Origin of the sequence: Pontibacter chinhatensis, assembly GCF_900113285.1 — a bacterium.
GTDB lineage: Bacteria > Bacteroidota > Bacteroidia > Cytophagales > Hymenobacteraceae > Pontibacter > Pontibacter chinhatensis.
The window spans coordinates 703,380-722,865 of record NZ_FOOT01000002.1; the positions used below are offsets into that span (position 1 = coordinate 703,380).

Sequence of the window (19,486 nt, forward strand, 5' to 3'; positions counted from 1 at the left end):
TATAGGGCATCCCTCTGTTTAAAGGATAAAGTAATATACTGTTTCAGAAGTATATTACTTTAATAATTCTAAGAAGCACACAGTTTTCCGCCAACTTTACTAATTGCACAAAAGCAAAAAGTAATCCCCATATACAAAAACAGTTTTTATACTCGTTAGAAGTTGTAATTTCGCGGCAGACAGGAGGTGTGCACCCCCTGCTACGCGAAAATCTTTCAACTTTTAGCAAATGAGAACCATTACGAAACTAACATTCGCTCTGATGTTTGTATTGTTTGCCGTTATCGGCGCACAGGCACAGAGTTACTCAACAGGCATCGGCCTGAGAGGAGGCGCCGCTTCCGGCCTTACCGTAAAACACTTTATCAAGAGCGATGCTGCCATTGAGGGCATCCTGAGCACCAGCTTTAAGTATAGAGGCACCGTGTTGACCGTACTGTACGAGAAGCATGCCCCAGCCTTTAATGCTGCCGGCTTACAGTGGTACTACGGTATCGGTGGCCACATAGGCTTCTGGGAAGGCCGCCACTACTATGACCGCCACCACAAGCACTACCACAAGCATTACGACGACGATGTGTTGGGTGTAGGTATCGACGGCGTCCTGGGTCTGGAGTATTATATCCGCGATATTCCGTTCACCATCGGCGCCGACATCAAGCCGTACATCAACATCCCGAGCGGCGGCGGTTTCTGGGACACTGCCCTGCACGTACGTTATGTGTTCTAATTGTTAAGCCATACTTTCAAAGTATAAAAAAAGGCCCCGCTATACTTTAGCGGGGCCTTTTGCTTTTACATACCTACCTCCCCTACTGTATACCTATAAAGGCTTCCCCCCTGCTTGTTTAGTCTTATTCTAAATTTCTCACAAACCATAGTAAAGCGCCAACCACCCACACGCCTACTAAGTATAGTTATACTATAAACCAACACGACGAATCTATGGAAGCAATATGCAATAACTGTACCCACTGGGAGCAGGACCAAAATAAAGTGCAGCTTCAGAGCAAGGACTTTGGAGTATGCGATGAGTTGACAGGCCAGCACGCACTGGAACCATCCTATGTACTGCCATTGGTGCACGAGGCCTCAAACGACCTCAAACCCAAGCAGTTTGAAATGATTACCGGTGCCCAGTTTGGCTGCAACCACTTCAGCGAGAAAAAGAGATGGGTATAAACTCAGTTTATAAAGTATAAACAAAAAGGCCCTGCTAAAGTATAGCAGGGCCTTTTCGTTTATGCAGATATTTCTGACTTATACTTTCCCCGTGCTATCAACTTCCACGCTCAAGCACATATATCAGCTACTTTGCTAAAAGATTGTCAGCGGCATTCAGGGGCAAACTATGATATAAGTGTGTACTCGTGCACAAAGCGTTAGTCTTCTAACAGGGAAATATCTACCGTGGGTTTCGGCAAATTCATCGCAGCAATCTCCTGCTTGCACGCCTCAGCCATTTCTTTTGTCATGGCATACTTGTATTTGCCGTAATCATCAAACTCAAACTCTCCTACATAAAAGAAGCCGTAGTTTTCAAAAAACTCTGTTAAGTCTACTCCACTTACCTCGCAGGCTGTTTTAATAAAGTTGAGTTGGTGTGTAGCCGGGTTTTGCCCGCGTGCCATAAAATTACCTCTTTCGCCTCTGCCGCCCTCCTGGGCTTTTGCTGCCTGCCTGCGGAATGCTTCAAACAAATCGGGATAGAAATCGGGGTTATCCCCCGGGCCGTCAAAGTATAGCTGCAACTGCCAGAAGGGAACCAGACGATTGAAGACGTCTCCGTCCTGTAGATAGCTTTTTCCTTTTCCGTACACACTTTCCCGTACCTTCTCATAGTTTTTCTGCTCCGAAAGGCGGCTTTTGTTTCCAAAGGAAGTGGTGCCATACAAGGCGAAGATATTATTGCTCACCTCGCCCAGGCCTCCCCAGTTTAAGAATGGCCTTACCTGGTGCACATGCCCTATCTCATGGCTGAATCCCCAGCAGGGGTCTCCCTTGATCACACTGGCAGGGTCGACCACCATACCCATGGCATAGCCTTTTTTATCACCCATATAAGCCACCCCGTCTCCGTCGCGGAACATGTAGTAGTTGTAGTTTACGCGCGACAAAATGCGGTTGTCGGGCACCTGGTTATACTTTTCCAGCCCCAGTATTCGGTGTTGCCGGTAAACCAGGGAGTCGTAGTTGTTTAGAAGTACTGTGCCCTTACCATAAGCGTATTTCTTTAACGCCTCTACCGGGTACGCAATTTGAATATACCTGCCCTTCGCATCCAGAATTGGGTATACGGCGTTATCAATAAGCCTATCCCAGTCTGCATCTGTGTGCTGCCGGCTGTCGAAATACCCATTGGCCTTCCCGTTTAAGAAGTGTACTTTAATGGGGTTCTCTTTCTGAGGATCTTTGGAATAGTAATCAATGTAGGCCAGTCCTCCGAAGTCTTTAACCTCTATGATATTAACTCCGTTCTGCAGGTCAAAGTACTGTCGCTCAATCCCCCAGCCTTTGGGATCTTCCGTAGGTTTTTCCGGGTCCGGTGCGCGCCTTTCCCAGTTAGGAACTATCAGGCCCACTTTCCGGCCTTGTTCTATGCCATCGGCCAGCACAATGTGCTTTCCTTGCGGCAGGTAAATACCCGTTATATTTTCATACTTGCTGTAGCCATCGCCTATGGTTAACTGCTCACCCAGTTCACGGGGCGACAAAAACGCCTCATAGGTGGCGTAGCGGTACTTCTTATCGTAGTTTCCGTGCAGCATTTCCAGCGCGGCAGCCCGAATCTGCTCGTTCTTGATTTTTAAGATTGCAGAGCGCTTTACGCCTTTCTTTAGTTGTGTCGCCAAAGGATTGGAGAACACGCTTAACTGTTCATAAACTTCTCTCTTTTCGGCAGCTGACTGGGCGAAGGAAGCCGAAACCGCTAGTACAAAAAGAGACAACAATAATAATTTTTTCATAATGAAACACTTATCATGCTAATGCGCTACTATAGAATATATGCTAATATAGCTATAAAATATAGATAGGCATGGGAAGTCGATAATGTGCATCGGTTGAGTTATGCAGCGTTGTTTTCCTGAGGTGCTAAAGGGCTATTTGCCAAACACATAATATACTGACAGCCAGCTTAGCCAGCGGACCTGAGACTATTAAGTGTCAAAATAAAGAGCAACAAGGGCTTTGCCTTATCCTTGAGTATTGCCGGTAACTTAGTTTATGAGGTAATGCAGAAATTGGCCCACACTCTTCCCAAACCTGAAAATGAAGTAAGCTAACAATAGAAGTAGAACAACCTTCGCGTAACTGTTTAGGGGCAACAGGTATAGGATTGTTTTAGCTGGTACCTACGCGCAATTAGTGGGTTGCAAAGTATAGAAACTGCCCTACAGCCTCTCCCGCAAAGTACATAAACAAGATAAAGGCCACAGCTCCTAGTATGGGTAGAGACACCTTGTTCTCACTACCCTCACAAACCTTTACAAACTTCATCTACGTGCTTCTTTTAGTGTGATAAATTGTAAATTAACTCACCTATAGACTTTCCTACCGTTAAACCTGCCAAAAAAATGATAACCAAAGCCGCTGCGATTACAAGTAAGGGAGGTTTATTCTTTGAGCTCGATAAAGCTGTTTTCAAATTGTCAAAGTTGTATTTCATAGCGTTCTCACTGGTTCTAAATATCAATAGAAGATTAATATAATAAAATAGTCCTATACACAAAAGGCCGAGGCTACAAATTTGTAGCCTCGGCCTTTAAATATGTTGTGGAGTATGACCTAATAAGCGATGTGTAGTAACGCGTCGCCTTGGTTTACCACCGGCATGTTGTTGAGACCCACCACGTGCCCACTGGCCGGGGAATTCAGGCGTACTTCCATTTCGCCGTAAGGGTCGGTGATGCTGCCGATGTGCTGGCCTTTCCTGACATAGTCACCGATGCTGATGGAGGTGCGCCAGAGGCCGGCGTTCTTAGCCCGTAGCCACATATCCTTCAAACATAATTTGGTGGTCTCGGAAGGCTCCACGCAGCTGGCCATCATACCCAAGTGGTGCAGCAGGCGGCAGGTCCCCTCAATACCCATGTTGATACCTTTCTCATCAAAGCGCAGGCTCTCGCCCGTCTCGTACACCAGAATGGATTTGCCCAGTTTGCCTGCTTCTTTTCTTAGCGACCCCTGCCGGTACGACGCGTTCAGCACAAAGGGCGGGGCAAAGGCATTGGCCAACTCGGCGTTCCGGTGGTCGCTAAGCACGCAGCGTATCTGCGGGTAGTTGGCGCGGCTGCGGCCCCCGGTATGGAAATCAAGGCCATAGTCAATGTAAGGCATTACCTCCTTCATGAAGCGGTGCGCCACCCGGCTGGCCAGCGAGCCGTCGCGGTTACCCGGGAAGCTGCGGTTCACGTCCTTGCCGTCGGGCACCTCCCTGGAGAAGTTCAAAAAGCCGTAGATGTTCAGGATAGGCACGGCGATGATGGTCCCTTTCAGCGGGTACAGCATTTTGCGGGAAATCATGCGTCGGATAATCTCGGTGCCGTTCACCTCATCGCCATGCATGCCTGCCATCAGAAGCACCACCGGCCCGTCGTGCACCGAGCGGAAAACGTAAACAGGAATCTCTATGACAGTGCCGCTGGGCAGTTTGCTGATAACCAGTTTGGTCAGTACTTTTTCACCACGGTCTATACTTCGACCGTTGATAACGATTGTTTCGGGCATGCTACTCGTTTACTTTCTTCTTGGGCTTCTTCTTGGTCAGGCCCTCCACATACTCTATTATTTTTCCGGCGATGTCCTTTTGGGTGGCTTTCTCGATGCCTTCCAGCCCCGGCGAGGAGTTCACCTCCAGGATGAGTGGCCCACGCTTGGACTGCAGCAGGTCCACACCGGCAATGCCCAGGCCCAGCGATTTGGCGGCTAACAGCGCAGCGGCCTTCTCCTGCCGGCTCAGCTTGATGAGCTGGGCCTTACCACCGCGGTGCAGGTTAGAGCGGAACTCGCCTTCCTTGCCCTGGCGCTTCATGGCCCCCACCACTTCGCCGTTCACCACAAAGGCCCGGATGTCGGCGCCTCCGGCCTCAGAGATAAACTCCTGCACAATAATGCGCGCCTTCAGGTTATGGAACGCCTCGATTACCGACTCGGCGGCCTTGCGGGTTTCGGCCAGCACGACGCCCAAACCCTGCGTGCCTTCCAGCAGCTTTATCACGAGCGGCGCGCCGCCTACCTCTTTTACCAGCTCCGAGGTTTCTTTGGAGTAATTGGTAAAAGCAGTTTTAGGTAGCCCCAGCCCGGCGCGACCGAGTATCTGCATGGAGCGCAGCTTGTCGCGCGAGCGCACGATGGCCTGCGAGTCTACGGCGCTTTTCACTTTCATCATCTCAAATTGGCGCACCACGGCCGTGCCGTAAAATGTTACGGAGGCCCCGATTCGCGGGATAATCGCATCCACATCGGTCAGGCGTTCGCCTTTGTAGAGAATGTGCGGGTCGCCCTGCTCAATCACGAGGTCGCAGCGCAGGTGGTCTAGAACAACGGCCTCGTGCCCCCGCTGCTCTGCCGCCTCCACCAGCCGACGGGTAGAGTACAGCTTGGGGTTGCGGGAGAGAATAGCAATCTTCATAAAATGCTTTTATTTCTGTTGGTGTTTGATTTTATACTTGTGGGCCAGGTTCTTTTTAGCCACGTCGACTATAAAGCGGCCCTGGAGCAGCTTTCGCCCGATGAGGACCGGGTACTTCATGTCGCTGCGGTCTGAGAGCGAGAACTCGGCCTCTATCTCCTCGTCGAAGAGTTTGATGGTTGTACGGATAACGTAGCGCTCCTGCTTCTCTCCGATGGAGCTTTTTATTTCGCGCAGCTCGTAGGAGGTGAACTCCAGCTTTTTGTGGTTATACTGTGGATGAGAGGGGTCCAGCAAATCCAGGGCGATGACCTTGGTGCCGTCCGGGCGCACCTCTTCGTGTATGTCGGAACAGTGGATGGCTGATGTAAACGCACCGGTGTCCACCTTGGCTTCTATTTCCTCGATGTCGAGCAGCGGGAAAGAGACCAGCTCGCGCCGCCCTATCAGCTTTTTCTCCGGCTTGGGTTGGTGTAGTTTTTTCTCCTTCATCAGCGGCTAAAGATAAGGCGATAATCAGCAATTATGCACTACCTCTTTGTGAATTTAATCAAAGTATAAAACGAGGCTTTTGGTTCACGGATGTTGCTGTTTTATACTTTATACTCTGGTTTATACTTTCTCTGGCACAAGCATCCCCTTGTGCCTATAACTGTTTTATGTCGCAAGTCTTCAGACTTGTGCCTTATGATGGCGTCGGGTTTGTAACCCGACTGGCTTGAAAAGCCATACTTATACTTTAGCTCTACTTTCATACTTGCCAGCTTATACTTCTCCGAGTCACCGCTTCCTGCAACTGGAACCAAGCTATCCTTCCTAGCTGCCGTTCCTCCTCCAGCCCCACTTGCCTAAAGTTTCATCAATAGCTTTGGCTCCCTCAAGGCCGGGAGGCCTCGTTTTCCCGCTCGGCGCTGGGAGCTTTTCCTTTGCTCCTGACGTCGCAATGCCCTCCGGGCACCGGAAAAACTCGCATAGGCGCCTCCCAGAAAAACTGGAAACAGGTTCGATAGCCACTACCCCTGCTATAGAACAAGTATAGACTGTCTTCTTGAGGACAAGTGTTCGAAACTTGCGAGCAAAGCTCAATAGAGGTGTAATCGTTAACAGAAATTCCCCGCCTTAGACAAGGAGGGGTTGGGGGTGGTTGGACCCGGCACAGTAAAAGCTCCCTCCCCTACTCTTAGGGGAGGGAGGCCTATACTTTACTTCGCATAAGTGATGCGGTAAATAGCATTGTACTTGTCGTCAGACACGAGCAGGGAGCCGTCTTTCATCACCAGCACATCCACGGGGCGTCCCCAGTCCTTCTCACCTTCCAGCCAGCCTTCGGCGAAAGGCTCGTAGCTGGTGATGTTGCCGCTGCCGTCGGTTATGGCTTGCATCAGACGATAACCGCTTTTCTCGGAGCGGTTCCAAGAGCCGTGCTCGGCAATGAAAATGCGGTTTTTATACTCCTGCGGAAACATCTTGCCGGTGTAGAACTTCATGCCCAAGGCCGCACCATGCGGGGTCAGGTTCTGGACGGGTGCCACAAAATCCTGGCAGTTGCCCTGCTTGCCAAACTCGGGGTCGGAGATGGTGCCGGCATGGCAGTAGGGGTAGCCGAAATGTTGGCCTTTCTCAGTGGCACGGTTCAGCTCGTCGGGTGGCAGGTTATCGCCCATCATGTCGCGGCCGTTGTCGGTGAAGTATAAATTCTTGGTTTCCGGGTGCCAGTCGAAACCCACCGTGTTGCGCACGCCCTCGGCGTATACTTCCATGCCAGTGCCGTCGGGGTTAAGGCGCGTGATGCTGGCGTAAACCGGGTCTTTTTCTTTACAAATGTTGCAGGGCGCTCCCACCGGCACATACAGTTTCCCGTCCGGACCAAAGGCGATGTACTTCCAGCCATGGTGGGTTTCGGTAGGATACTTATCGTACACCACTTCATACTTCGGTTTGTTGCGGAAGGTCTGCTCGATGTTCGGGAATTTGAGGATACGGCTGATTTCGGCCACATAAAGGTCGCCATTGCGTAGCGCTACTCCATTCGGTGAGGTGAGTCCCGAGGCTACCTCCACCACCTCATCGGCCTTGCCGTCTTTGTTGGCATCCACCACCGCGAATACCTTGTCGTTGCTGCGCGTGCCCACAAACAGGATACCCGTCTCACTCATGGCCATGGAGCGGGCATTTTCCACGTCCCTGGCGTAGAAGTCTATCCGGAAGCCCTCGGGTAACTTTATCCGCTCCAGGTCCTTGTCTACCGGTCCGGTGGGCAAGCCGATGCCACCGCCTTCATCTTCGGCCTGTTCGTTCTCGGTAGGCCCTGTTTTGGCAGTGTCCTTGTTCTCGCTCTCGGAGTCGCAACTCATGCTTAGGGTGCTGATGGCGAAGGCCAGGCAGAGGAAGCGCAGTGTTCTTTTCATGTACAGCAGGTTTGGTTTTGTTTGGATGATAAAGGTACTGTTTGGCAGGCCGTGCTGCTTTTACGATACGTATACTGTTGCAAGGGCACAATGTTTAAGCAGCAGGCAAATGGCAAAGTATAAAGTAGTAGTATGCGGGATGACATTGGCTCTGCTGGCAGCAGTGCCCGCTGCGGCGCAGGACCCGGATTCACTGGCGGTACAGCGGCAGGCGCTTAACCAGCAGCCAGGGATGGAGAATGTGGAGTCGCTGGCCCTGCTGCTGCACCAGGCACTGCAACATAACAGTTTCGATACCATCCGGCAGCACCTGGTCAACAAGCAGGTGTATGATAAAATGCTGAAACTCGGCACGGCCTCTGTGCGCGAAACACTCCTGCTCTACGCCCCTACCGATATGCTGCAGGACTTTCAGCGGGATTTTAATAGGGTGGTTCAGGATGGGGTAACGCTGGAGGTAGACTGGCCCACCACATTCATCCAGGAGTCGCTCACTGCCGATATCTCCCCTACCGAAAACGCTATTATTTTTCCGGTACAACTGCAGCTAAGCTCCGCTTCGGGTTTGCCCTTTCAAGTACAGGTGAATGTTGCTCGCCTCGATGGCCGCTACTATTTTCTGCCGCCGCTGCGCCTGACGGAACAATACTAAGGGGAGTTAAGAGTTAAGAATGAAGTATAGGCTGCAGAAGTATAGAACTTAACTTACGCTCTACCGCCTTTGTGAAGGTGTAAACCCACCCCTGCCCCTCCAAGGAGGGGAATTATATTACAGCTATAGGAGCTCTCCTCCTCGTTGGAGTTAGTCAACACTTAGGTTTTGAAAGTATAAATCAGTCTTCCTTGGAGCTGCGCCTGCGGTGCAGCAGCTCGGCTACTTCCTGCAACAGGTGGGAATGGCCGGTTTTAAGTATAACCAACTCCCCTTTCTCCAGCGCGTCCATAAACACTGACACCCGTTTTGGGGAAATAATCTCGTCGTACTCGCCCAGAAACATCGTCACCGGCACATGATGTTGGTTCAGCAGCTGCACTATTTTCCGGATATCAAAGTTTAACTCGCGGAAGCCGATCCAGCTGCGGTATACGCGCAGGCGCTTGGGCGTGCTGTCCATCTGGTAGCGCGCAAACCGGATGAGGCTCTTGTGTACCAGGTTGTAGCGCTGCAGCATCCGCAGCATCCCAAAGAAGAACTCCGGCTTTACCACCGTGCGCTTAAAGAGCTGCTGCAGCCAGCCAGGGTAGGTGGCAATGTTGTACCAGAAGCTCGTCTTAATGCCGTCCGGGGCAATCAGGAAAAGCTCTCGGATGCGTTGGGGCATGCACTCCACCAAGGTTAGCGCAAACTTGCCGCCCATGCTGAAGCCCATCAGCGAGAATTCCTGTATCTCCTGCTTCTCCAGAAACCGCTCGATAAAGCCTTCCAGAAACTCCTTGGAGAGGGGCATGTTGTGCTTGTTGAGGTAGCTGCGCCCATGAAAGAACAGGTCGAAGGCGTAGATGGTGTAATCCTCGCCCAGCGCCTTCTCCATCGGCAGGTAGTAGCTGCTGCTCTGCCCATACCCGTGGAAGGCCAGCATTACGCGCCTCCCCCGCCCGATGACGCGGTAAAACAGCTTCGATTTATCTTGGAGGAGGTAAGGCAAGTGGAGTTAGAGAGTTTAGGAGTTGAGGAGTTTGAGAGTGGTGAGTTAAAGTATAGAATGACCTTTATTTAAAGTATAAAGTACGGAGAGTAAATAGGGAAGTATAAACTGAAAGAAGCAGCAAAGTATAAACTTCGTTTTATCATCACTCCTAAACTCTCTAACTCCCCAACTCTCTAACTTTCTACAGTTTCGATACGCCGCCGGAGACGATGAACTTCATGACCTCGGAGCTAGGCAGGTTGAGGTAGGTGACGTTGCGGCGGGGCACCAGGAACAGCTCGCCGGAGAAGTTGTAGGAGTGCGGGAAGTATACCGCCACCTTATCTTCGATGTTCAGTTGCAACAGGGTGTCCTGCGTCACAAAGCCCAGCTTGTGGTTCTCCGAGTCTTCGCTCATCTTCACCATTACCGGGCGGTTAAACTTTTGGTTGTCGCCCACAAAGGCATCAAACAGGTCTTTAATGCTCGAGTAGATGATGCTGATGATCGGCACTTTGTGCACCAGCGTCTCCACAGCCACGAAGAAAGGCTTCACAAAGAACGAGGAGCCAATAAAGCCCACAATGGTCAGCAGCGCCATCATCAGCAGGATGCCCAACCCGGGTATGCCCAGGTCAAAAATGCTGTTGAGCCAGTCTATAATCCCGACCACAATAAAGACTGTGATGGCGATCGGGGCAATAATCAGAAGTCCGTTTAAGAAGTAGCGGAAAAGGGTTCTCATGGTGTTTGGTGCATAAAAAAGGCTTTGCCGAAGCAAAGCCTAAATTAGCAAAAAGCCTTTATAGTAAGTTGCTAATATTTATACTTGCTCTGTCTCCAAGGCGGTTATACCGGCCGCTACCTGCTCCATCAACCACATGGGCGTAGAGGTAGCTCCGCAAATCCCCACACTGCTGGCTCCTTCGAACCACTCGCGCTGCAGCTCCTGCTCATTTTCCACGAAGTAGCTGTTGGGGTTATGCTGCTTACATACGCTATATAGGGCCTTTCCGTTAGAGCTTTTCTTGCCGCTCACAAACACAATTACGTCGTGCTCCGTGGAGAACCTGGCCAGCTGCGGCTCGCGGTTCGACACCTGGCGGCAAATGCTGTCGTTGGCATCAAAATTCGGCACTACTTTACTGTCCTGGTTGGCCTGCTGCAGGCGCTCCTCTATCAGCGACTTGATGTTGTAAAAACCTTTGGTGCTCTTGGTGGTCTGGCTGAACAGCGTAACCGGTCGGGTAAAGTCAATCTTCTCCAGATCCTCCTCCGTGGTGACAATAATCGCCTCGTCGCGTGTCTGGCCGGCCAGGCCGATAACCTCCGCGTGGCCCACCTGCCCATAGATCACCACCTGCGCATCCGCCGCCTTACCCGAGTCGAAGGCATGCTTTACGCGATTCTGCAGTTTCAGCACCACCGGGCACGAGGCATCAATCAGCTCGATGTTGTTCTCCAGGGCCAGCTTATATGTTTCCGGCGGCTCCCCGTGCGCCCGGATCAGCACCTTGCAGTCGCGCAGCTCCTTCAGCTGCTCGCGATCGATGATGCGCAGGCCCTTCTCATAGAGGCGCTTTACCTCCATGCTGTTGTGCACAATGTCGCCGAGGCAGTACAGCTCCTCGCAGGTTTCCATCTCATCCTCGGCCATCTGTATGGCGAACTCTACGCCGAAGCAGTAGCCGGAATTCTTGTCTATGGTTACGTTCATCTCTCTAAGTTCATTTCTTGCTCTTGGGCCGCATACTCGTTGCGCAGGAGCTGGGCCGTTACGCGTTCAATCACAAACTCTACCTGCTCGTCAATAGTCATGTGCGAGGTGTCCAGCAGGTGGGCATCCTCAGCCCGGCGCAGCGGGCTTTCGGCCCGGGTAGAGTCGATGTGGTCGCGTTTGAGCAGGTTTTCACGTATATCGTCGTAATTGACCAGTTGCTTCTTTTGCAGCAGTTCTTCTTGGCGGCGCTTGGTGCGGGTATCCACGTCGGCCGTCATAAAGATCTTTACCTCGGCATCCGGGAAAACAGCCGTTCCGATATCACGACCGTCCATCACCACGCCACGCTTTTTACCCATTTTCTGCTGCTGGGCCACCATGGCGCGGCGCACCTCAGGTATCACGCTCACCTCACTTACCTTGTCAGAGATGTACATCTTGCGAATCTCATCCTCCACATTCAGGCCGTTGAGGAAAACCTCGTTGCGCTGCTTCTTGGGGTTGTAATGAAACTCGACCTCGATTTTACTGAGCGCGTCCTTTATCTCCTTGGGGTTGGTAAGCGAAACGTGGTGCTCGAGAAAGTATAATGTAACCGCCCGGTACATGGCTCCGGTATCAATGTAGGCATAACCGAGCTCGGCAGCCACTAGTTTGGCTGTAGTGCTTTTGCCGCATGAGGAGTAACCATCGAGCGCAATTACAATTTTCTTCATAACAGGGAGAATCAAAAAGGGGAATTAGTTGGAGTCGCAGGGGCAAGGCATGTTACCGCTCTTGCTCTTTTTCATGTACTTAGCCGTTTTTTTCTGCTGTGGGGTTTTACCAGAGCAGCCGGCCAGCGTACCACTGGCTAAGAACCCTGCTAAAATGAAGTATGAAATTAACTTTCTCAAAGCGACTGATTTTAACGCAAATATAAGGTAATTTGCCGGTTTAAGCCCACCTGAAACGGGCAAAATTAAGTACAAAATTCACTGCCAATGCATACAGACTTTTTCGTCTCCGGAAATATCATCGACCTGCAGCACAGGGAGATTTTTCAGGGCACTGTTCATGTGTCAAACGGCCGCATTTCTAAAATAGTTCGGGAGGCCACCGACAGCAGCCGTTACATTCTGCCGGGATTTGTGGACGCCCACGTGCACGTGGAGAGCTCCATGCTGGTGCCCTGTGAGTTTGCCCGGCTGGCCGTGCCGCACGGCACCGTGGCCACCATCTCAGACCCACACGAAATTGGTAACGTGCTGGGTGTAAAGGGGGTGGAGTACATGATTGAGAACGGGAAGAAGGTACCGTTTAAGTTTTACTTCGGGGCTCCCTCCTGCGTACCCGCCACGCCTTTCGAGACGGCCGGCGCTGAGATAACGGCCGCCGACATCGAGAAATTATTCCAGCGCGAGGAGATAAAGTACCTGGCCGAGATGATGAACTGGCCCGGCGTGCTCCAACGCGACCCGGTAGTGATGGAGAAAATCGAGCTGGCCAGAAAGTATGGCAAGGCTGTGGATGGGCACGCGCCCGGCCTGAGGGGCGAGCAGGCGGCGCAGTATGCCTCAGCCGGCATCACCACCGACCACGAGTGCTTTACCGCCGAAGAGGCCCTGGATAAACTGGCCGTAGGCATGAAGATCCTGATACGCGAGGGAAGCGCCGCTAAGAACTTTGAGGCCTTAATTCCATTGCTTCCTGAGCACCATCACAACATCATGTTCTGCTCCGACGACAAACATCCCGACAACCTGGTGGAGGGTCACATCAACCTGCTGGTAAAGCGCGCGCTGGCCAAAGGCAACGACCTGTTCCACTTGCTGCAGGCAGCCTGTGTTAACCCGGTGGAGCATTACAAGCTGGAAGTGGGACTGCTGCGCGAAGGCGACGCGGCCGATTTTATACTTATCGACAACCCAGAGAATTTCAACGTGCTGGCTACCTACATCAACGGGGAGCTGGTGGCGGAGAACGGTGTGTCTAAAATTGCTTTTACGCCAAGCGAGGCGATAAACAACTTTAACACCGAGCCAAAACAGGCGCAGCAGTTTGCCATACCAGCCGAGGAGGCCGGAAAAATACGCGTGATTGAGGCGTATGATGGGCAACTCATCACCAAGCAAGTATGGGCCGCACCGCGCGTGGAGAACGGTTTTATACTTTCTGATGTGGCGCAGGATGTGCTCAAAATCACGGTAGTGAACCGCTACCAGAACGCCGAGCCGGCAGTGGCCTTTATCAAGAATGTAGGCTTGAAAGAAGGCGCCATCGCCTCCTCTGTTGGCCACGACTCGCACAACATTATTGCTGTGGGGGTGGATGATGAAAGTATAGCCCGCGCCGTAAACTTGATTATCGCCGCCAAAGGCGGGGTGGCTGCCGTGGGCAGGGGTCAAGAGCAACTGCTGCCATTGCCGGTGGCAGGCATCATGTCGGCCGAGGATGGGTATAAAGTGGCCGAGGCTTATGCTGCCATCGACCGCCTGAGCAAGGAAATGGGCAGCACCCTGGCCTCTCCCTTCATGACGCTCTCGTTTATGGCGCTGCTGGTTATTCCTTCGCTCAAACTAAGCGACAAAGGCCTTTTCGATGGCGATACGTTCCAATTTGTGCCGGTGGTGGAGAGGGTTTAGGAGTTTAGGAGTTAGAGAGTTTGGGAGTTTAGGAGTTAGAAGGTTAAAAAGTTAAAGAGTTAGAAAGTGAAGCATGAGGTAGTCTTGCTTCAAGTAAAGTCTTTATACTTCATGGCTCCTGCTGGCGCAAGCATCCGCTCGTGCCTTTTTATACTTGCTGTTATACTTTTATACTTGCCGGTCTATACTTTCATAGCCGCCGCTTCCCACAGCTTGAACCAAGTTACCCTTACTAGCCGCCGTTCCTCCTCCAGACTTATTGACCTATTGTTTCACTTCTGGCTTTGGCTCCCTCAAGGCCGGGAGGCCTCGCCTTCGGGCATCGCGCGGTGTGCCTGAAGCTGCTCCTCGCTCCGCTGCGGGCTACCCTGGCGGGCACCGCAACATCCACAAGGCGCTCAACCCAAAGGCTGGGATGGGTTCGATAGCCGCTGCTGACGGAGTTTCAGCCGAAGTCTCCCTTCGAAGGGGGCAGGGGGATGTTAAGCGTCTGCTGAGTAATTCCCCTCCCTGGAGGGGCTGGGGTGGGTTTATACTTTGCGAGGAGATAGTGACTATAAAACTTATACTTCAGCACTAGTAACAACAGGCTCCCCTCCTTGGACAAGGAGGGGCAGGGGTGGTTGGACCCAGCTCCTGTAAGAAGGCCGCTCGTGATTGACAAATTATAAAACAGAAGGGGCAGCCATACTTTGGCTGCCCCTTCTGTTTTATAATTTGTATCTTGTTAAGCTTATTCGCTTTTATCGCTGAAATGTACTTCCAGAAGCCTGTTTACCTTTTCGGCGGTAAGCGGTTTGATGATGTACTCAGCGTTATACTTTTTGGAGTTGGCCGTGTCCTGCGGGTGTGTGGAGGTGGTAAGCACTACCATCACTATCTTCTTGCGGAACTCCGGGTTCAGGCGCTCGTAAAGGTCCAGCATCTCGAAACCATCCATTACTGGCATGTTGATATCCAGGAAGATAAGCTCCGGCTGAAAGTACTCGCTGCTCTCTACTTCGTAGTTTTTGTTACTAACGTTATATAGGTAATCAAAAGCCTGCTTGCCATTAACAAACGTGCGGATGTGATCGGAAACCTCCATCCTGTCCAGTAAACGTTTGTTCAGGAAATTGGTCGTATCGTCGTCGTCAATAAGTAAAATGCCTGACAGCTTTTTCATAGGGGTTCTTTAGTCACTCGTAAGAGCAGTGGCTAAGGTGTTTATACATACACCTACAAAGGTATACAAACTTACGGTATTATGAGTACTACCGCCGGCTATTTGTCTGTGGCATCGGATGTTTCTGTTACAGCACCTGCCGCCACTCTTCTCCTGCCTTGCCATTTGCACTACCTTTTCCGGCCACCATCCTTTCTAAACAGACAAATTACAATAATGTTACAACATTAAAAAGCCAGGACCCGGTAATTCATACGGGCCCTGGCTTTTTTTATACTTTATACTTAATCGATGTAGCCTTGCTGGCGCATCCAATCGTCGTTGTAGATCTTGCCCAGGTAGCGGGTACCGTGGTCAGGAAGAAGTACCACCATCACGTCACCTTCCTTCAGGTGTTCTTTGGCATACTCCAGGGCACCGTACACAGCCGAGCCGCTGGACCAGCCCACAAACAGGCCTTCCTCGCGGGCCAGGCGGCGCGTCATCACAGCTCCGTCCTTATCCGATACTTTAATAAAGCTGTCGATTAGGTCGAAATTTACGTTCTTTGGCAGGATGTCCTCGCCGATGCCCTCTGTGGCGTAGGCGTAGATCTCGTTCTCGTCGAAGATGCCTGTTTCTTTATACTTCTTGAACACAGAGCCGTAGGTATCTATGCCCACCGTTACCAGGTTCGGGTTCTTTTCCTTCAGGTATTTAGCTACGCCCGAGATGGTACCACCCGTGCCCACACCGGCAGCCCAGTGCGTCACCTTGCCATCTGTCTGCTCCCAGATTTCCGGACCCGTTGTCTCGTAATGCGCCGCCGTGTTCGACATGTTGTCGTACTGGTTTGGGTAGAAGGAGTTCGGGATTTCCTCGTTCAGTCGCTTGGCCACCGAGTAGTAAGAGTCCGGATGATCCGGTGCCACGTTGGTAGGGCAAACCACCACCTCGGCGCCTACGGCGCGCAGCACGTCCATCTTCTCTTTGCTTTGCTTGTCGGCCAGGGTAAAGATGCATTTATAGCCTTTGGCAATGGCCGCCAGCGCCAGGCCCATGCCCGTGTTGCCGGAAGTGCCTTCGATGATAGTGCCGCCGGGCTTCAGAATACCGGCCTTCTCCGCATCCTCGATCATCTTAACGGCCATACGGTCCTTAACCGAGTTGCCGGGGTTGGCGTACTCTACCTTAGCCAGCACCGTACCTTTAATGCCGGCTGTTACATTGTTTAATTTTACAAGTGGGGTGTTACCGATTGCCTCGGTGATATGATTCAGATAAGCCATCTGTTCGGTTTTTATGAATTTTAGTGCAAATGTAAAGAAAATAAGCCATACTGCCTGCCCCGCACCAACATTGCGGACTTCGGAGCGCCAGCAGGCACTGCCCCTGTATAACCTCCTGAAAGGCCCTGAGGTTCCGGCCCGAAGCCTATATTCGAACTAACTATTTTTTGCAGGCGCCACAAAAAAACCTATTTTTGCACAACCTTATCGTAGTACCGTCTATACACAACTTAAAAAAGATACACATGAGTGTTTTAGTAAATAAAGATTCGAAAGTGATCGTACAGGGCTTCACAGGCTCGGAAGGTTCTTTCCACGCATCACAGATGATTGAGTATGGCACAAACGTAGTTGGTGGTGTTACGCCGGGCAAAGGTGGCAGCAACCACCTGGATCTGCCGGTTTTCAACACAGTGGAAGACGCTGTGAAGAAGACAGGAGCCGACGTATCGATCATCTTCGTGCCACCGGCTTTTGCCGCTGATGCCATCATGGAGGCTGCTGCTGCCGGAATCAAAGTTATCGTGTGCATTACAGAGGGTATTCCTGTGAAGGACATGGTAGCTGCTAAAAACTTCCTGAAAGGTAAAGACGTTACGCTTATTGGCCCTAACTGCCCAGGCGTTATTACGCCAGGCGAGGCGAAGGTAGGTATCATGCCAGGCTTCGTGTTCAAGCCAGGACGCATCGGTATCGTTTCTAAATCCGGTACTTTAACGTATGAGGCCGCCGATCAAATCGTGAAGGCTGGCCTGGGTATCTCCACAGCCATCGGTATCGGCGGTGACCCGATCATCGGTACGCCTACCAAAGACGCGGTAGAACTGCTGATGAACGACCCGGAGACCGACGCTATTGTGATGATCGGTGAGATTGGTGGTAACTACGAGGCCATGGCTGCCAAGTACATCAGCGAGACTGGCAACAAAAAGCCGGTAGTAGGTTTCATCGCTGGCCAGACGGCTCCTGCTGGCCGCCGCATGGGCCACGCGGGCGCTATCGTGGGTGGTGCTGACGATACAGCTGCTGCAAAAATGAAGATCATGCGCGAGAACGGCATCCACGTAGTGGAGTCTCCTGCCGAGATCGGCGACGCGATGGTGAAAGCCCTGGAAGAGGCCGGCATCAAAGCTTAGTCATACTGCTAGAAAGTATAATCTCAAGTATAAAACAGGCTGCCCCGCAAAGGCAGCCTGTTCTTGTTTTAGGTTGATGAGATTATAAAGTATGAAAGGAGCAAAGAATACTCATTAAAACCCTCGCTCGCCTCCGGCGAGTGTGAGCTATCTGCTGGCGTCCCGCCACGTTAAGCAGCAAGTATTAAAGTATAGCTCGGAATATAAAGTAAAGTATAATCCGAAACGGCCAGAGGCCAAACTATTCCTCACACTCGCCGGAGGCGAGCGAGGGAAAGCAGTTTATACTTGCAAAGGCTCATGATGCAAGTCAAGTATGAGCTTGCTGTGAGGAGTAATCTGCACCCATACCTTTTCTCCTACACAAACACTGTTATACATCTCTTCCCCTACATTTATTTTATGCTCACCAATAGATAAAGTATACATAGATAATTGTGGTTGTGCGGCTGCATCAGCAGCAGGGTTACCATGCCAGCCCCAATTAGTGTTGGATTCCTTGGCTGTAATATGAGCATCATAAGTATACTTCACCCCTGCTATCAGGTCTTTTAAATGGTTTTTAGTGGAATAGTAAAGAAAGCCTAAGAACCCTGCAACAAACACCAGGACAGCCGACAAGATGATTATGCGCGGTTGCTGCTCCATCGACAGAAACAAAACCACAGCGACAGCTACCATCAGCGCTACAATTCCAACAAGCACGTAGCTAATGAGAAGCTGCTTTAGCTCCAGCCATACCTTGCTTCTGTCTGTGCTGCTTAACTTTTCTTCTCGCATACTTGAGGTGGTTTGCAAAATGGGCCCAGGTGCCCCGAAAGTGTTCGGGATCTTTGACTTGCAGAATCTTCGGACGCTGCGAGGTTTTTAGCCCCTGTCCACAATCTGATCCATCACCCACGACGTACGCGCAGCCGAAGCTGCAGAGCCTGGACATTTGCCTTTCCCGGTCAGTTCTTCCACTATGGATTGGATGAACGGCTGCTGCACGTGCTGGGGCGGTGGCAGGAGAAACTCCTCGGTTCCGGCGGCAGTCTCCAGGCGTATGGGCTCTCTGGCGAAGGTCGGGAAGGTAAGGCGACCTTTGCTGCCGATGATTTCTATATTATCCTCCTGTTGCTGTTCGGCCACGCTAAAGCACCACACGCCGCTGCCCAGCACGCCGCCCTCGAACCGGAACTGCGCCGTTACCAAATCTTCCGCCTCGTACATTCCAGCCTGGTTGGTTACCTGCCCGGAGGCCGCCACGATGGGCCCAAGAATAAAATCCAAAATGTCGAGTTGGTGAGGCGCCAGGTCGTGGAACAAGCCTCCACCGGAGATTTCGGGCTGCACCCGCCACGGCAGCGCATCTTTATACTGCTCCGGCCTCAGGGACTGGTATAGCTTTATTGTCACCAAGCGAATGTCTCCAAGTACTCCACTCTCTACCAGCTCCTTCACCTTCCGGAAAGCTGGCTGGCTTCTGCGGTAAAAAGCAACAAACAGCGGCACCCCGGCCTGCTCACAGGTGGCAATCATCTCCTGGCACTGGGCATAATTCAGCGCCATGGGCTTCTCCACGTATACAGGCTTGCCGGCAGCGGCCACCTGCAAAGTATAAGCGGCATGCGAATCGGGAGGCGTGGCGATGTATACGGCATCTACCTCGGGGTCGTGGATGAGGTCTTCTGCCCTATCATACCATTTGGGCACGCCATGCCGCTCGGCATAGTCGCGGGCTTTGGCTACGTTGCGGCGCATCACCGCCACTAGCTCAGAATCCGGAACCTTGTTAAAGGCCGGCCCACTTTTGACTTCGGTCACATCGCCGCAGCCAATGATTCCCCAGCGTACTTTCTGCATCTGTTTATGATTTTATGATGAACGTGAGCTGGCTTAGCCCACAGCAAAAGCACTTTATAC

17 protein-coding genes and 1 pseudogene are annotated in these 19,486 nt (G+C 51.7%); 5 read left to right on the forward strand and 13 right to left on the reverse strand.

The window, feature by feature from the left end:
* Nucleotides 1–229 precede the first annotated feature (229 nt).
* Nucleotides 230–730 (forward strand): hypothetical protein, encoded by a 501-nt coding sequence (locus BM040_RS08115; protein ID WP_092099996.1) that lies wholly within the window; start codon nucleotides 230–232, stop codon nucleotides 728–730.
* Nucleotides 731–945: 215 nt separating this feature from the next.
* Nucleotides 946–1,182 carry a hypothetical protein gene (locus tag BM040_RS08120; protein ID WP_092099997.1) on the forward strand — a complete coding sequence of 79 codons (237 nt, stop codon included), beginning with the start codon at nucleotides 946–948 and terminating at the stop codon, nucleotides 1,180–1,182.
* Between the two features lie 200 nt (nucleotides 1,183–1,382).
* Here BM040_RS08120 and BM040_RS08125 read toward each other — a convergent pair whose 3' ends face one another.
* From BM040_RS08125 to BM040_RS08145, 5 genes are all read right to left on the reverse strand, one after another.
* Nucleotides 1,383–2,852 (reverse strand): M60 family metallopeptidase, encoded by a 1,470-nt coding sequence (locus tag BM040_RS08125; protein ID WP_217646733.1) that lies wholly within the window; start codon nucleotides 2,850–2,852, stop codon nucleotides 1,383–1,385.
* Between the two features lie 934 nt (nucleotides 2,853–3,786).
* Nucleotides 3,787–4,728, reverse strand: a complete 942-nt coding sequence (locus tag BM040_RS08130) for a succinylglutamate desuccinylase/aspartoacylase family protein (protein WP_092099999.1) — start codon at nucleotides 4,726–4,728, stop codon at nucleotides 3,787–3,789.
* Nucleotide 4,729: 1 nt separating this feature from the next.
* Entirely contained in the window at nucleotides 4,730–5,632 is a 903-nt protein-coding gene (rimK, locus tag BM040_RS08135; protein ID WP_092100000.1) for a 30S ribosomal protein S6--L-glutamate ligase, read from the reverse strand.
* Nucleotides 5,633–5,641: 9 nt separating this feature from the next.
* The gene (locus BM040_RS08140; RefSeq protein WP_092100001.1) at nucleotides 5,642–6,124 is read right to left on the reverse strand and encodes an ATP-dependent zinc protease family protein; all 483 of its coding nucleotides are present in this window, start codon (nucleotides 6,122–6,124) and stop codon (nucleotides 5,642–5,644) included.
* 710 nt (nucleotides 6,125–6,834) lie between these two features.
* Complete coding sequence (locus BM040_RS08145; RefSeq protein ID WP_394333076.1) at nucleotides 6,835–8,040, reverse strand: PQQ-dependent sugar dehydrogenase; 1,206 nt, start codon at nucleotides 8,038–8,040, stop codon at nucleotides 6,835–6,837.
* A 109-nt stretch (nucleotides 8,041–8,149) separates the two neighbouring features.
* Between BM040_RS08145 and BM040_RS08150 the strand changes: the two genes are divergently transcribed.
* Entirely contained in the window at nucleotides 8,150–8,692 is a 543-nt protein-coding gene (locus BM040_RS08150; RefSeq protein WP_139217782.1) for a hypothetical protein, read from the forward strand.
* Between the two features lie 181 nt (nucleotides 8,693–8,873).
* Here BM040_RS08150 and BM040_RS08155 read toward each other — a convergent pair whose 3' ends face one another.
* From BM040_RS08155 to cmk, 4 genes are all read right to left on the reverse strand, one after another.
* Nucleotides 8,874–9,686, reverse strand: a complete 813-nt coding sequence (locus BM040_RS08155; RefSeq protein ID WP_092100003.1) for an alpha/beta fold hydrolase — start codon at nucleotides 9,684–9,686, stop codon at nucleotides 8,874–8,876.
* 184 nt (nucleotides 9,687–9,870) lie between these two features.
* Nucleotides 9,871–10,413, reverse strand: coding sequence for a DUF502 domain-containing protein (locus BM040_RS08160; protein ID WP_092100004.1), 543 nt, complete (start codon nucleotides 10,411–10,413; stop codon nucleotides 9,871–9,873).
* 78 nt (nucleotides 10,414–10,491) lie between these two features.
* Nucleotides 10,492–11,385: a 4-hydroxy-3-methylbut-2-enyl diphosphate reductase gene (locus BM040_RS08165; RefSeq protein ID WP_092100005.1), complete on the reverse strand. Its 894-nt coding sequence runs from the start codon at nucleotides 11,383–11,385 to the stop codon at nucleotides 10,492–10,494.
* The gene (cmk, locus tag BM040_RS08170) at nucleotides 11,382–12,104 is read right to left on the reverse strand and encodes a (d)CMP kinase (RefSeq protein WP_092100006.1); all 723 of its coding nucleotides are present in this window, start codon (nucleotides 12,102–12,104) and stop codon (nucleotides 11,382–11,384) included. Before cmk ends, BM040_RS08165 begins: the two co-directional genes overlap by 4 nt.
* Nucleotides 12,105–12,371: 267 nt before the next feature.
* On the opposite strand from cmk, the gene ade reads away from it, so the two are divergent.
* Nucleotides 12,372–14,012 (forward strand): adenine deaminase, encoded by a 1,641-nt coding sequence (gene ade / locus BM040_RS08180; RefSeq protein WP_092100008.1) that lies wholly within the window; start codon nucleotides 12,372–12,374, stop codon nucleotides 14,010–14,012.
* A gap of 733 nt (nucleotides 14,013–14,745) precedes the next feature.
* On the opposite strand, the gene BM040_RS08185 is transcribed toward ade, so the two are convergent.
* Together BM040_RS08185 and BM040_RS08190 are read right to left on the reverse strand one after the other, a co-directional pair.
* Complete coding sequence (locus tag BM040_RS08185) at nucleotides 14,746–15,177, reverse strand: response regulator (RefSeq protein WP_092100009.1); 432 nt, start codon at nucleotides 15,175–15,177, stop codon at nucleotides 14,746–14,748.
* Between the two features lie 287 nt (nucleotides 15,178–15,464).
* Nucleotides 15,465–16,445, reverse strand: a pseudogene (locus tag BM040_RS08190) (PLP-dependent cysteine synthase family protein); the annotation flags it as partial.
* 245 nt (nucleotides 16,446–16,690) lie between these two features.
* On the opposite strand from BM040_RS08190, the gene sucD reads away from it, so the two are divergent.
* Nucleotides 16,691–17,581: a succinate--CoA ligase subunit alpha gene (sucD, locus tag BM040_RS08195; RefSeq protein WP_092100011.1), complete on the forward strand. Its 891-nt coding sequence runs from the start codon at nucleotides 16,691–16,693 to the stop codon at nucleotides 17,579–17,581.
* A gap of 282 nt (nucleotides 17,582–17,863) precedes the next feature.
* Here sucD and BM040_RS08200 read toward each other — a convergent pair whose 3' ends face one another.
* Together BM040_RS08200 and BM040_RS08205 are read right to left on the reverse strand one after the other, a co-directional pair.
* On the reverse strand, nucleotides 17,864–18,361 hold the full coding sequence (locus BM040_RS08200; protein WP_092100012.1) for a hypothetical protein: 498 nt from the start codon (nucleotides 18,359–18,361) through the stop codon (nucleotides 17,864–17,866).
* Nucleotides 18,362–18,448: 87 nt separating this feature from the next.
* Entirely contained in the window at nucleotides 18,449–19,426 is a 978-nt protein-coding gene (locus BM040_RS08205) for a Gfo/Idh/MocA family protein (RefSeq protein WP_092100013.1), read from the reverse strand.
* Nucleotides 19,427–19,486: the final 60 nt, after the last annotated feature.

Coding starts and splice junctions, on each gene's coding strand:
- BM040_RS08115 (WP_092099996.1), top strand. CDS start 230: ATGAGAACCATTACGAAACTAACATTCGCTCTGATGTTTGTATTGTTT.
- BM040_RS08120 (WP_092099997.1), top strand. CDS start 946: ATGGAAGCAATATGCAATAACTGTACCCACTGGGAGCAGGACCAAAAT.
- BM040_RS08130 (WP_092099999.1), bottom strand. CDS start 4,728: ATGCCCGAAACAATCGTTATCAACGGTCGAAGTATAGACCGTGGTGAA.
- rimK (WP_092100000.1), bottom strand. CDS start 5,632: ATGAAGATTGCTATTCTCTCCCGCAACCCCAAGCTGTACTCTACCCGT.
- BM040_RS08140 (WP_092100001.1), bottom strand. CDS start 6,124: ATGAAGGAGAAAAAACTACACCAACCCAAGCCGGAGAAAAAGCTGATA.
- BM040_RS08145 (WP_394333076.1), bottom strand. CDS start 8,040: ATGAAAAGAACACTGCGCTTCCTCTGCCTGGCCTTCGCCATCAGCACC.
- BM040_RS08150 (WP_139217782.1), top strand. CDS start 8,150: ATGGCAAAGTATAAAGTAGTAGTATGCGGGATGACATTGGCTCTGCTG.
- BM040_RS08160 (WP_092100004.1), bottom strand. CDS start 10,413: ATGAGAACCCTTTTCCGCTACTTCTTAAACGGACTTCTGATTATTGCC.
- BM040_RS08165 (WP_092100005.1), bottom strand. CDS start 11,385: ATGAACGTAACCATAGACAAGAATTCCGGCTACTGCTTCGGCGTAGAG.
- cmk (WP_092100006.1), bottom strand. CDS start 12,104: ATGAAGAAAATTGTAATTGCGCTCGATGGTTACTCCTCATGCGGCAAA.
- ade (WP_092100008.1), top strand. CDS start 12,372: ATGCATACAGACTTTTTCGTCTCCGGAAATATCATCGACCTGCAGCAC.
- BM040_RS08185 (WP_092100009.1), bottom strand. CDS start 15,177: ATGAAAAAGCTGTCAGGCATTTTACTTATTGACGACGACGATACGACC.
- sucD (WP_092100011.1), top strand. CDS start 16,691: ATGAGTGTTTTAGTAAATAAAGATTCGAAAGTGATCGTACAGGGCTTC.
- BM040_RS08200 (WP_092100012.1), bottom strand. CDS start 18,361: ATGCGAGAAGAAAAGTTAAGCAGCACAGACAGAAGCAAGGTATGGCTG.
- BM040_RS08205 (WP_092100013.1), bottom strand. CDS start 19,426: ATGCAGAAAGTACGCTGGGGAATCATTGGCTGCGGCGATGTGACCGAA.